General features: G+C 58.7%; 8 protein-coding genes and 3 pseudogenes. 2 read left to right on the top strand and 9 right to left on the bottom strand.

The genetic code is table 11. From position 1 onward, the window contains the following. Positions 1–197: 197 nt before the first annotated feature. Positions 198–923, top strand: coding sequence for a LuxR family transcriptional regulator (locus tag IVB18_RS40795; protein ID WP_247320906.1), 726 nt, complete (start codon positions 198–200; stop codon positions 921–923). Positions 924–1,315: 392 nt separating this feature from the next. On the opposite strand, the gene IVB18_RS40790 is transcribed toward IVB18_RS40795, so the two are convergent. Beyond that, positions 1,316–1,597, bottom strand: coding sequence for a helix-turn-helix domain-containing protein (locus IVB18_RS40790; RefSeq protein ID WP_247983521.1), 282 nt, complete (start codon positions 1,595–1,597; stop codon positions 1,316–1,318). 38 nt (positions 1,598–1,635) lie between these two features. Between IVB18_RS40790 and IVB18_RS40785 the strand changes: the two are divergent. Next, a pseudogene (locus tag IVB18_RS40785) lies at positions 1,636–2,766 on the top strand (IS630 family transposase). Between the two features lie 112 nt (positions 2,767–2,878). On the opposite strand, the gene IVB18_RS40780 reads toward IVB18_RS40785, so the two are convergent. From IVB18_RS40780 to hisC, 8 genes and pseudogenes are all read right to left on the bottom strand, one after another. Beyond that, the gene (locus IVB18_RS40780) at positions 2,879–3,616 is read right to left on the bottom strand and encodes an outer membrane beta-barrel protein (RefSeq protein WP_247985831.1); all 738 of its coding nucleotides are present in this window, start codon (positions 3,614–3,616) and stop codon (positions 2,879–2,881) included. A 617-nt stretch (positions 3,617–4,233) separates the two neighbouring features. Continuing rightward, on the bottom strand, positions 4,234–4,449 hold the full coding sequence (locus IVB18_RS40775; protein WP_247985830.1) for a hypothetical protein: 216 nt from the start codon (positions 4,447–4,449) through the stop codon (positions 4,234–4,236). Positions 4,450–6,322: 1,873 nt separating this feature from the next. Continuing rightward, positions 6,323–7,507, bottom strand: a pseudogene (gene nodC, locus IVB18_RS40770) (chitooligosaccharide synthase NodC); the annotation flags it as partial. A 14-nt stretch (positions 7,508–7,521) separates the two neighbouring features. Next, positions 7,522–7,839: pseudogene (locus IVB18_RS40765) on the bottom strand (chitooligosaccharide deacetylase NodB); the annotation flags it as partial. Positions 7,840–8,954: 1,115 nt separating this feature from the next. Continuing rightward, positions 8,955–9,260, bottom strand: coding sequence for a hypothetical protein (locus IVB18_RS40760; protein WP_247985829.1), 306 nt, complete (start codon positions 9,258–9,260; stop codon positions 8,955–8,957). A 679-nt stretch (positions 9,261–9,939) separates the two neighbouring features. Next, on the bottom strand, positions 9,940–10,215 hold the full coding sequence (locus IVB18_RS40755; RefSeq protein WP_247438996.1) for a hypothetical protein: 276 nt from the start codon (positions 10,213–10,215) through the stop codon (positions 9,940–9,942). Positions 10,216–10,551: 336 nt separating this feature from the next. Continuing rightward, positions 10,552–11,580: an LLM class flavin-dependent oxidoreductase gene (locus tag IVB18_RS40750; protein WP_247985828.1), complete on the bottom strand. Its 1,029-nt coding sequence runs from the start codon at positions 11,578–11,580 to the stop codon at positions 10,552–10,554. Positions 11,581–11,795: 215 nt separating this feature from the next. Continuing rightward, the gene (gene hisC, locus IVB18_RS40745) at positions 11,796–12,938 is read right to left on the bottom strand and encodes a histidinol-phosphate transaminase (RefSeq protein WP_247985827.1); all 1,143 of its coding nucleotides are present in this window, start codon (positions 12,936–12,938) and stop codon (positions 11,796–11,798) included. Positions 12,939–13,145: the final 207 nt, after the last annotated feature.

Here is a 13,145-nt window from a genome sequence, read left to right as displayed (position 1 = left end):
TGCACAATGTTCTCTATCGAGCAACTATCTGATCTGAGGCAACTCGATTGCAGCTCATGATGAGAAGTATGATTGTCGCGTTCGGTCGAGCACTTCGCAAGCAAGAGAAGGCTGAAGTGGCGCAGGGCCCCTACCCAAATCGATCCACTCAAAAGACGCAGCACCGGTTTGCCTAAGTCGGTGGCGGGAGGCACCAAATGGACCTATTTTGCTTCATCGAATGCGCAAAACAGAGTCGATCTCCCGAGGTGTTGTTCGATCTGCTTGTGAGCTGTTCGAGCGAACAGGGCTTCAGTCAAGTCGCTTACGGGGCGCTGACGGACGCGGAGCCGACCCGCCGGCCAGAGTATCTGCCAGCCGCGGTGACAGTGAACTTTCCTTCCGCGTGGTGCGAGCGCTATGCTGAACGCCGATACAATGCCATCGATCCCGTGGTTCGGCGTACGACGATGCAGTCGGCGCCGTTTCTATGGGATCAACTCGCTCACAAATATCAATTGCAGCCCGGCGAAATGCGTGTGTTGAACGAGGCCAAAGAGGCCGGTCTGAAGCATGGCGTAACCGTACCACTGTTCGGACCATTTGGACAGCTATCTGTCGCATCCTTTGCATCCAGGTTCGACGATGTCGACCCTGAGTATCGCCTCAGTCGTCTCAACGCATTGGCCTGGCAGTTTCATCATGCATTTGCAGAGATCGCGCCGTCATCGGAGGGCAGATGCCATATGCAAGTGGCCCTATCCGAACGAGAAAAGGATTGCCTCCGCTGGGTGGAAGAGGGGAAATCATCCTGGGAAATCGGAGTCATCCTGAGAGTCAGCGAGAATACGGTGAACTTTCACCTGAAGAACGCGATGCGAAAGCTAGAGACGAACAGCCGTACCCATTGCGTTGCCAAGGCGATTCGCCTCGGTCTTATCTGACGTTTCGGCGCCGCTGCCGCGTATTGACCTATGCCGAACTCACGAGCGAGCGATCTGACCAGCGTGACAATATGACAATAGCAGCGAGGACGCGTTCAGCCCAAGGTGCAGAAGATGCTGTTGCCGCGAATAGCTGACAAGCCTGTCATCTCGATCGTCTTCGGGAGCATAGATGCGCATCCCGCCGAGGGGTGGTCGTGTTTTCGATGCGGGAGAGATTCGCACGATTGCCTAAATCCGACGTGGACTGGCCATGACGGGAGACCATTTGCCGCATCGATGACGCGCGTGCGATGACAGTGATCTTCGCAAGCGTGGTTGGTTGTGGATGCCGCCACTCGTCCAATATGGGAGCGGTTTTTGGGCTTGGATTGCGACAACCTAGTGCTTCATCACAGTGATTTTGACGTTTTGATACCGAGCCATTCGAGGATCGGCAAGCTTTCCGGCGGCACGAGGATTTCGATGCTTCTGGGGACGCCAGGTTGACGGCGAATGAAACCGTTTCGTTCGAGGGTGACGATCATCTGGTGGACCGAAGGCGGGCTGACGCGGAAATGGCGCTGCATGTCGGTTTCGGCGGGTGGGCGTCCGAACATGTGCGCGTAGGTGTAGATAAAGGCCAGGTAGTGTCCCTGCTTCTCCGTGAAGTGCGTGCCTGATTTTTGACTCATCGCTGGATTCGTCCCGGCCTCCGACAAGGAGGCGAAGCATGAATGTACGTTATCGGGTCGAATTGAGCCAAATCGAGCGGGACGAACTGACGGCGATGCTGGGCGGCGGGAAGCATGCTGCCCGCAAGCTCAAGCGGGCGCAGATTTTGCTGGCGGCCGATGCCGGCAGTTGCGACGCGGAGATTGCCCGGTCTGTCCGGGTCAGCCTGTCCAGCATCGGCCGGACCAAGCGCCGCTTCGTGGAAGGCAATCTGGAGCGGGCCTTGAGCGAGGAACCGCGTCCGGGCGCAGAGCGCAAATTGACCGGCAAGGAGGAGGCCCTGCTGGTGGCGACGGCGTGCGCCAAGCCGCCCGCCGGCCGCAAACGTTGGACGCTGACGCTGCTGGCGGACACGATGGTCAAGCTCACCGATCATGACAGCCTGTCGGGCGAGACCGTGCGTCGCCGGCTGGCCGAGAACGACCTCAAGCCATGGCGCAGGGACATGTGGTGCATCCCCTATGTCGACGGCGAATACGTCGCCCGCATGGAGGACGTGCTCGACCTCTACGCCGAGGCGCCGGATCCCGTCCGGCCGCTGGTCTGCTTCGACGAGACCCCCGTCCAGCTCATCGGCGAGGTCCGTCAGCCGATTCCAGCCGAGCCGGGACAGCGCGAGCGTTACGATTACGAGTACCGCCGCAACGGCACCGTCAATCTCTTCGTTACCTTCGACCCGCATCGTGGCTGGCGCAACGTCAAGGTCACCGAGCACCGCGCCGCCGTGGACTACGCCTACTGCATGCGCGAACTCGTCGACGTCCATTATCCCGACGCCGACTGCATCCGCCTCGTGTAGGACAATCTGTCGATCCATACCGCCGGCGCGTTGTATCAAGCATTTGCGCCTGCCGAGGCCCGTCGCATCCTGCGCCGCCTCGAATTCCACTTCACCCCGAAACACGCCAGTTGGCTCAATATGGTCGAGTGCGAGATCAGCGTGCTCCAGCGCCAGTGCCTCGGCCGCCGCATCGACGACCCAAAAAGGCTCCGAAACGAGATCGCAGCATGGCAAAAGCGGCGGAATAAAACCCGAGCCCGCATCAAATGGATGTTCACAACCGACAAGGCCCGCGCCAAACTCGGCCGCGCCTATCCAGCCACCGCCAAAGAGTCAAAATCACTGTGATGAGCCACTAGTCGCCTGGGATAACGGTATTGCTTGATGCAGCAAGCCCGCCCTCGCAAAAACAAGCCCCGGCCATGGGCCGGGGCTTTCGATCCGCCGTTCGTACTGCTGATCAATATTTCAGAAGAAACGGGCCGCCGAACTTATAGTTGAGCCGTGCAGTCACAAGATCGAAATCCTGGCGGATGCGATCGGTTCCGCCTGCGGGCGCCGGGAAGTGCACCGCTCCGGGCTGCATGAATAGGTGGTCGTACTCGAGGCTGACCGACCAGCTCGGCGCGAAACCGTACTCAATCCCAGCTCCCAATGCACCACCCCAAAGAATGTGGTCGCTCTTCCCAAGCTGCGCGCCCGTGAGGGTCGAGCTAATCTGATAGGTATTGCTCGTCACTGCGGCACCACCTTTGGCGTAAAATAATACGTTGTCCACGGCATAACCGATCTGCCCCGTTACCACGCCGAACGCATCAATCTTGGTCTGGTTAATATCCGCAAACGCGACGCTGTCATTCGAGCCAGTCAAATCAGCCCAGTTCCCCTGGCCTTCAACACCAAGGACGATCTGGCCCATCTGCCTTCGATAGCCGATCTGGCCACCCACAGTACCGCCGGTCGCATCATGGCAGCCCTCAGGCGTGCCGCCATTGAAGTCCCAGCAATTCGAGCTTGAGCCCAAGCCGCCGTTCATACCGACGTAGTAGCCGCTCCAGTCGTAGATCGCAGCCGCAACAGGCTGCGGAGCTTTGGTATAGAGAGGCTGGACGGGCTGTGCAGCCAGATCCGCGCCGAATGCGGGCGCCACCGCGCCAAGCGCCACAATGCTTACAGTCGCAAGCAACAAGTTCTTCATTTCTAATCTCATGTCTTGAGTGCCCCGAGCCTCGCGCGTCTTAACAACATCGGCGCGAATAGCTGTAACTGCATCGCAACATTTGCGCCGAAAGGAATGCTTGAACCGAACCCTGCGTCAGGTTGCGGCGTTGCGGATCATCTTCAACTGCCTCGCAATGCTCCTTCGCGTGCGAACGTAGATTGCGTAGGCGTGGGCGAAAAGCGGGCTGCTGATCTCAGCGGATGAAGCGCACCGCAAGCCACATGATGCCCAGCCACACCGCAACCGAAAAGAGCAAAGCGCTTTGCAACGTCCTTGCTCTTATCCTGTGACGCCATCGAAGGAGCTGCGATGAGCAACCGGTGAAGCGCCGACCCCGTACAACAGCTATCACTTCATCGTAATCTGCGAACCGGAAGTGAGAGCGATGCTTGCGAATATACGCCAGTCGCTCAGTGGGTGAGAGGCACTGTGCCCACACCTCCCATGCCTCATCATCAAAACACGCGCTATTCTCAAGGACCTCGGCGAGGCGCTCGTCAGGTTTCATGATGCATCCGCTGTACTGACTATCGCGGATCGAGTTCTAGGAGGGAAGCCTCACCTTCGAAACCTCTCAGTTTAGGTAGGCGAGTTCAGCGAATCGAACTCGGCCAGGAAGCATTGGTCACGGTCAATGCGGCGCTGATCCTGCGCGAGATGAAATTCGAAGTCGTGCGATGGCTCTGGATCTCTCTTCTCGCCCAGTGCAGATCGCCACGGGCATAGAAGCGGTGTAGATGCCGCAGGAGAGTGAAAGGTGCTCCTTTGTCGATGCTGTCGCAATCGTGCTCGCCGTCGCATTCGTTCAAGCGCTAGCTCGCGTGCCAGACATATCTTCTCCGCGGTGTGCACCAGCGCTGATTGGAATTCGGTCCGGCAATGGCTTCCGCGCATGCTAAGGTCACAAATGTACGTTGCAAGGTCCAGGGCCGGTTGCGAATACACCGCCGCCGACCCGATCATCCGTGAACGGCCGACTCGCAGTCTTCACCGTCAGTGTCTCGGGTCAAATCGGCCATCAGTCACACGTTACACCGCGCTGTTGGGACTGACTCCACGCGAGCACGCGCGTGCCCTCCACGCCGCCTTGCGATTCTGTGCTCGACGAGCTGACGGCGGTCGGCGTTCGCCCTCGTGTGGCACGATCGGCAATTTCCTTGCTTGAGCAAGGCCGAATGCAACGTTAGGAACCACGGCGTGCGGGAACTCGGAGCGGCGGCGGAGCAGAAGTGCCGGAATGAAAGTAAGCGCCATAGAGCCGGGCGTGCTCACGTCGCTTGCGGGAACGCCAGCTGCGCATAGCGTATCCTAATCCAAAGCCGCCGAAGAAGATCATAGTGAGAAAAAGCAGCGGTGTCGTCATCTGGATGTCTAAACCGGAGAATTGCTTTGATGTGTTACGTCACACTCCCGCCATCGGTCGTTGACTAGTTGGTCGGCGCGAGGCGGCGGATGCCTGGTTCCTACAACGTGACGCTACGTACGATTCAAGTCCCTTCGGCTACTATAGCGCGACAATCTGGATGGGACGCACTTCTATCCTGATTGCCGCGCCGCAAGCTACTCCCAGCCAAAATGTATTCTAACTTGAGGTGGCCTGCAGCAGCAGTGCGTGGAGCCAGGCATAGTATGCAGATCCGCGGAGTGGCCCACGCCGTGATCGTTGCAGGAAAACGACATTCGTGATGGTTGATACCTGTGGTTTGGTCAGAGTGCTGCGCTTCTCTGGGCGGCATTGCCCCACGCGCCGGGGGCAACGGAGAAGACTTTCGGTCGCAGCTGAAACGTGGACGAGACTAGCCGTCTCGCGGCGCACTCGGAGTGCCGTTAGGACCTGGACTATTTGCGCGCCGCGGCGGCCGGCAGGCGGTCGCATTGCAGTGCAAGGGGTACCGTACTCATCCTCTGAGACCGAGGGCTTGAATACACGGTTCTTGCCTTGACGATGCCGGAGAAGTGGTCCTGCCACCTGTCCCGCGGCATGCCTGCTGACGAGACGAAACTGTTAGGGAAAAGCAGGCTGCCTGTATACCCATCGCTGGGCGATCTCGAAAGGACCGCCGGCTCTCAAAACCAGGACGATGTCTTATTACCCGATCGAGTGATCTAACCTACGCCTTATGCAGAATTCCGCCAGGTGCTAGGCGCAACCTCGATTTGATTAGACGAGTAAGAGTTGAACGTCCGATCGAGCAAATCGCCAAGAACGCAGGCGCCATGAGTCGGGTCGGACTTGGCTTCACGTGTCGTTCCCCGAGCTAGAACAAGTTTGGCGATTTGCGTACGATTGGCGATAGTACGGCGATCTGGCGGTAAAGCTGCGACTGCCTGGTCGAAAATGTTAGCTAGGATGCGGAGGTCTTCTGGATAGAAGAGGTCACCGTATTGTTTCGCCGGGACTGTTCGCCTGCTGGGTCTGCTGGCGCTCGCCTCGCCTATTGCGCCGAGTTCCAGCTTCGCCGCGACCAGTTCGCTTGTGAGTTCGTCGAGCAGCTTGACCGCTCGGAGCGCGAATTTGTCCTGGCAGATCAGTTGAGCAACGACCTCCAATTGTAGAGCAATGCGGTGCTCAAGGTGCTGAATGCGCGACGTGCAAACAATCTCCTTCGGCTTGTCGGTTGTCGGGCCCGGGCACAAAAACTTGCCATGCGTTCCATTTCCGTCGGGCAAATCGGCTGGTCTGCGCGAGAGCCAGTCGCTGTTGCTCAAGGTACAGAGCGCATAGGCTTTCATCGGGAGCAGGAGGAAGATGTTGATCGGGGTGTGCAGCGAGAAGCCGATAAATCGAAGCTCGCCGGCACGAAGGGCCGCCACGCTGCATCGAATCATGGTCATCGCGACGATGGTCAGACCGGTCCACCAGGGCACGGTGCCGGTGAGCGCGAGCTGAGCGAGCGCGGCAATCGATGAGATGGCGAGCAGCAGCGGCCCGAGGTTCTGTCCGAGCACGTCGAGCGTAAGGTACCGGTCCAGGCCGGGCAACAGGTGCAAACCCAGCAGCGTGTCGCGGTAAGTGCTGCGCGCCCAGCGGAGCTGTTGCCGCAGATACGGCAAGAGCCTGTCCGGGACCACCGTGGCGGCGATGGCGTCCGGAACGTATTCGGTTCGAAACCCTGCCTTGAGCATGAGGATCGTCAGATGGCGGTCCTCACCGAAGTCGCTCGGCTTTCCCCGGAAGAACTGCGTCTCGTACTGGTCCAGCAGCAACAGCAGCGCGGAGCGGCGGTACATGGCACACGGCCCGCAGCAGCACATGACGGCGCCAAAGCGCGTCTGCGCCGCGCGCTCCTCGTTGCAAGCCAACCAGTACTCCATGTCGATCAATCGGGTCAGCCAGCTGTCGTTCCGGTTGCTGGCCGTCAATTGCCCCATGGCCGCGCCGACGGCTGGATCCTGCATCTTGCGTACGAGCTTGCTGACCACGTCGCTGGCGATTTCCGTGTCGGAATCGACGTTGAGCACGAGATCGCCGAACGACCGGCGTATCGCTGTGATCTGCGCCTTACGCTTTCCAACGTTGCTTGGCAGCAGAATGACGTTGAACCTCGGGTCATGTGCGTAGCTCCCATGGACCGGGGCCACTGCACCGACATTTGCAGAGCCGTCATCGACCACATAGACCTGCAATCGCCCTGGGTAGTCCTGGCTTGCGAGAGACTTCAGGCAGGCCGCCAGCGTGCGCGGGTCCTCGTTGAAGCAGGGCACGATGACATCCACGCTGGGCAGAGCACCGGTGTCGACCGGGTCGTACGGCGGCAGTGAGGCGTCGGTTCGCCGCGCATAAAGCGCCTGCGCGCTCTTATGGACGCTGGAGAGCAACGCGTAGGAGGCAACAGCAACGGTGCTGACGGTGGCAAGCAGGCTCATGGGAATTGATCTATTCAGTGAGTTTGAGGAAGCGACCGGATTGCAAATCCACGGTCATGCAGTGCTGAAATGAGCTGGGTGAGCGCCGTCACAGTCTGGTCGCGTCGACCAGAGTGAGGGCAGCGTTCCAACTCGTCGGGAGGGCACCCGTCGTGCAGGAGCACGATTGCCCCCGGCCGGACCGAGGCCAGCACCGCGGCAACAATCGCCTCGCCGCCAGGACGAGACCAGTCTTGCGGGTCGACTGACCAGTGCAGGGCTGCCAGTTCGGCCTTCGCCGACGCGGCGAGGGCCTCCTTGGTCCATATCCCATACGGCGCACGCATGTGCCGCGGCCACGAGCCGCATCGAAAACACTCCAGATCCTTGTTGACTCGCAAAGGGCTCACCGCGCACCACCGGACAGATGCGCGTCAAGCGCGGCCATCCGGGATCAGCCTGCCAGAGCGCTGCACCCAGCGACGCTAGATCGCCCTTGTCGCTATTGGCTTGGGCTGCGCCGTTCTCGCTAAGGCTGGCCAGAGATCTGAGGGCGAGCTGCCCATGCTGCCTCATGGCTGATGTTCGGGCCAGATCGATGCATCCAAGCAGCTCCCGCGCGCCAGTGGCTCGCTGATGCAATAGAACACGTTGCACTGCGCCCTAGTCCGATAGCGCGACCAAGACGGGCCTCGATCTGGGCGCAAGAGGTGATCACGTGCTGGCGCTTGCACGTCATCCGCCAATTGCATTGAAAATAGCGAATACGTCATGACGCGCCTTTTCCTCAATCATCCTTGATAGCCGGCGGTTAGCTATGTGGATTTGGAGAATATTGGTAAAATCTATTGTTTTGATGGGAGGTATCCATGCTGCGGATGGGCCAAGAGGGATCCATCAACATTGAGTGCGTGAGCCGATCCTCTTGATTCAATTGATCAGGCGCATGCCGAAGAATGGCTCAGCATGCGACCGTCCATTCGGTGAAGGTCCTAGTCAGGCATCGAAGCCATCTCGGGAACGCGAATCACGACGCTTGAGCTGGATCAACTCAAGCGCTGCTTCCCCCGAGCAGAGTCGAGCCTACGCCGCTGCCTAATGACGACACCTGGCCGGTCCTTTCGATGATCAAGTTACAGAGCTGAGGGGGACTCGCACATTGGCTCGACGCAGCGGACCGCTAAAGACGGCCAGAGAAGCCTGGTTCGGGATGCTCGAGAAAAACAGAGCCTGCAGCATTTCGGCAGGTGCCCACCCAAGCCTGCGGGCCGCCAGGACAGATTAGATTGATCAACTAGCGAGGTGCTGTCGCTCCATTCCCATCAGCTTCATAGTTGCTCAGGAGCTCAATCGAAGCCCCTCGGCTAACATCAACCCTGCACAGCCAAGTGTCCGGGCAAGCGATCAATCGCTGGAGCGGGGCATGGATCAATGCATCTTGGGATGAGCGCTGCAGGTACCGACTTCGTTAAAAAGGATCCTGAGGGCGGCGCGGTTCGCTGGTCATGAACATTTTCATTGCAAAGTCGAGCGACCTGTATGCTCGATCGCGGACCGCCTGCGGCAAATCAGGAGTTGCGTCAATCGCAGCGCGCGCGTCGCTCATAATCTTATCTTTTGCGGAAAGAAGCTTTGCATCTAACATTACATGAAGCGTCTCTCGAACTTCAGGTGAGATCGCGCTATCGCCATCGATCAATTCTCGAAGTTTCCAAAACATACGCTCGACTGCTACCATCGACCCGAGGACTGACATCAGTCTTGGTGACATCATTGGCCACCTCCTTCTCCAGCCAGAATCTGGCGACCATCCCAGCAAAATCAGACCTGTCCCCGTTTGACACCGGCGCGCGAGGCGGCCCTGAACAGGCGAATGACTGGGATACATGTCCGCTGCTACGCCTCATCGGGCGTTTGAGACGGACGTTCAAGATATGCTCAGGGGAACTCGCAAAGTGTGCGATTTGCGAGCAAGGCATTTATCTTTCCTGTGCTCCAGGCCGTAACCCGGTAGCGTGCGGTGGCTCACGTGCAAAACTGACATGGAGGGTGTGCGCCGCTTTCCATTTGCCACAATACATGCAGCGGCATAGGAATTGGACTTCTGCCACGCGTCCGTGCTCTTCCGCTTTCTCGCTCGGATCGCTCTGTTGACGAGGCCGAATCGACTGAGTGATCCCGGTCACGCAAAGGTGGTCCATCCGATATCCCGGTGCTCCGGGCGCCAACCGTTTTGTGATTGCGTGGGTGGATCGACATCGAGTCTCCCGATCTGGCGATGGTGTGTTGGTCGTGCGCCACGTCGACCTCGATCGATCTCTTGATTCTCCATTGGCCGTCCGGTCGAGCTCAGAAAAGCTAGCAACTTAAACGCGCAGATCATTTCCATGTGCTGGATTTCGTATCTCGGATTGGTTCATTTCGTCTGTCTTACTGTCCTCGCCACTGCACGGCTATGCTGTGCAAACCGTGCATTTCACCCACCAGCGGCCACCGCGCTTCTCCGCGCGCAACTTGCCGCGGCGGATCCGAGAGAGCACGCCTTCGGGGCTTATGTGGTTCATCGCTGCGAATCGCTGAACAGTGAGGTAGTCCTCATGCAGAGGTGGAGGGGTGCTAATTCCGTGCGCAGCCAGCAGAATGCGCAGCGAAGCCAACTCCGCCAGCACGATCTCGAGCTTACGCGCGATCTCCTCCGTCTGGTCGGAGCGCTGCCGGGACCGCGTCACGACAGGCCCGCCCGTGCGATAAACCACATCTTGGATTCGTGTGGAATGCGATCGACGAACTGGCGCGCCAAAGCGGGATGAGCGTGAGCCAACTCACCTGTCCAAGCAAACCACTGCTCGGGCAATGTCAACGCACGCAAAATGGGAGACAGGGCATTTATTGCCGTTGAGACTACTGTTTGGTGATGTAGTCGAAAGGGTCTCATGCGCGTAAGAGCCATTTGAACCATAAGAGCGGCCTGACAAATGCATCCGGCTGCGGTGCTCATGGGCCTCGGTGTTGCCATTTATTGCCTGGTCAAGGGTGAACTTATTGGAATCGCTGTTGGCTCACCGTCAGTGCTCTGCCGCTATGAGCTCGGAGTGAATCGCAGTTGCTGTGTTGAGGCAGGCATCCAGTGACAGAGATCCAAAGGCGAGCTGACAAAGGAGATAGTTGGCGCCTGCCTCTTCCACGTGATCGAGAAGAGTTTGGCGCACCGAAGCGCGCGTTCCGACAACGCACAGTTCACTCTCAATTGCGGCATCCAAGGTTAGGGGCAAGTTGGATGGAGGCGGGATGTCATTGAGCTCGTACAGGAACTTAAAGCTCTTGAGCCATGTTTCGTAGGCTGGCGCGGCGAGGGAGCGCGCGGCTGCTTCAGAGCTGGCAATTACGACCATGCGGAGTAATGCGAGAAATGGTGCTGAACCGTTGGCGTCATGCTTGGCGTTTCGATGAGCGCGATAGCGATCTGTTACCTTGCGAACGGCAGGAGAGGGCCCCATGCACGCCAGATTAGCGCCATTCGCCGCCGCCCAATGCGCGGACTCTGGCCGATTTGTAGCAATCCATGTCGGGGGACAAGGACGCTGGTGAGGTGAAAGCGTCAAAGGAACGTCGCTCAGCGCAAAATGTTTCCCTTGGTACGAGAGGGGGCCGCCATTCATCGCGTTAACGAAGATTTGGGAAGCTTCCTCGTAACGGCTTGAGGCAACATCGGCTCCAACCCCAAAATAACTCAGTTCGATCGGTAGGGAGCCGCGACCAAGACCGACCTCGACCCTGCCGCTGCTCAGGTGATCCAACATGCAGATCTCCTCGAATGCCCGCAACGGGTGGTAGAGGTTGAGCAGCATGACCAATGGACCAACGCGAAGTCGCCGTGTGCGTTGTATGACGCTTGACAGAAACAAGTTCGGCGATGGACCGCGTCCATGCGGGGTGCAATGATGCTCCGCCAGATGATAGGCATAGAAACCGAGCCGGTCGTAGGCCTCCGCCAGCGCGAGGCGGTCCGCGTATTGCCGGGCGATATCGGGGCCGTCCTCGTCAAGATGATCAAAGATGCCGCAGGTGAGGTTTGAGGGAAGAACGTTTCTCACTCAGTTATCTCCTATAGAGAGGACCGGAGTCCGCCGGGTTTTGGGGGGCAAGAGGCTCTCGCTGGCACTGCGGTGCATATGCTGCGAAGCCGTTCTTAACAGCTCGTAATGCGCCGACCGGACAAAAACTGACTCCGGCTGCGTCGCGAAGCTGCATCATGTGTGGGTCCGGATCGATTGCGAACGGGGATCTGTGACCTGAGTGGAAGGGGTCACTAGCCACGGCATCCCACTTTTTTGAGAATGCTGCCGACAGCCGCAAGAAACGCATCCATCTGGCGCTTTGTACCGATGCTAACCCGAATGCACTCTTGCAGGCCGGCATCCGGAAAGAAGGCAACAAGGACGCTCTGGTCTTGCAACGCCGCCTGCCACCATCTGCCACCCTGGCCTACCGGCACACGGGCGAGGAGGAAGTTCGCGTGGGAAGGCGTTACGGAGAACCCAAATTCCGAGAGGGCGGCCGCTACGCGCTGACGCTCAAGCCTGACGTGGCGATGGTTCTCCTCGTAGGCGTCGCGATGCGCAAGGACGCTCATGCCCACGGCATGAGCGACCACATTCATGTTGAAAACATTCTGGATGTTGCGAAGCCGCCCAATCAGCTCGGGATGGCCGAAACCGAAGCCGACGCGAATGCCAGCGGCGGCATAACTCTTGGAAAACGTGCGCAGGACCAGAAGATTCGAATGGCGCTCAACGAGGCGTAGGCCGTCCTCAGGTGCGAAATCGACATAAGCTTCGTCCAATACGATCAATCGGTCAGATCGTATAACGAGGCGCTCGATCTCAGCGAGCGGAACAAAGGTTCCGGTCGGATTGTTCGGATTGGCCAGCAGAATGAACTTGGCATGTTTAGCCGGACCGAAAAGCAGCTCGTCCATCGGCAAGCAGTCGGGTTCAGACCAGGGAATTTCAATGAACCGGGCCCCTTGCAACATGGCAAGCTTGCGATTGAATGAGAAGCCGGGCGACATCATTGCGATGCCGTCGCCCGGGGCAAGAAAGGCTCTGTAAATGAGACTGAGGAGTTCAGACGATCCATTGCCAGCCATCACGCGATCAGTGGCAATCCCATAGGCCGCTGCGGCCGCTTGTCTCAAGCTGACATTGTCGTCTTCTGGATAGCGGTATTGCACCTCAAGAGCTGCAATTGCGCTTCGCATCACGATGGCTGGCAAAGGAAATGGGTTCTCATTCGTGTTCAGTTTCACGCAAGTATTGTCCGGGGTGGGCCGCCCGGACGGCAGAGCATCCAATTCGCGAGCCACCGGCGAGAGCGAGGAAAGCATAGTTTGCAGTTTTGCATCCAATTGGTGTTCTCCCTTTTGTCGACGAGAGCAGTTGACGGCCTTCATCGAGCCTACGTGATGCGCGCGCTGTGTTCGGAGCCGGGAAGCGCAAGGCGTGCATGAATGTGAGGGGTGGGGTGCCATAGGCGGGCTCAGATCTAAGCGCCGCACCGGATCAGAGCCCGTCTCAAAGTCCGGCAGCGATCAGCACGGATCAGGCGGCGCACGGCGTTATCCCAGCGAATACCTGTTTCACGAGGGGAGGGAACGCCA

Source organism: Bradyrhizobium sp. 186, assembly GCF_023101685.1.
GTDB lineage: Bacteria > Pseudomonadota > Alphaproteobacteria > Rhizobiales > Xanthobacteraceae > Bradyrhizobium.
Note: the sequence above shows the minus strand (reverse complement) of the source record. Positions and strands in the feature narration are given on the sequence as shown.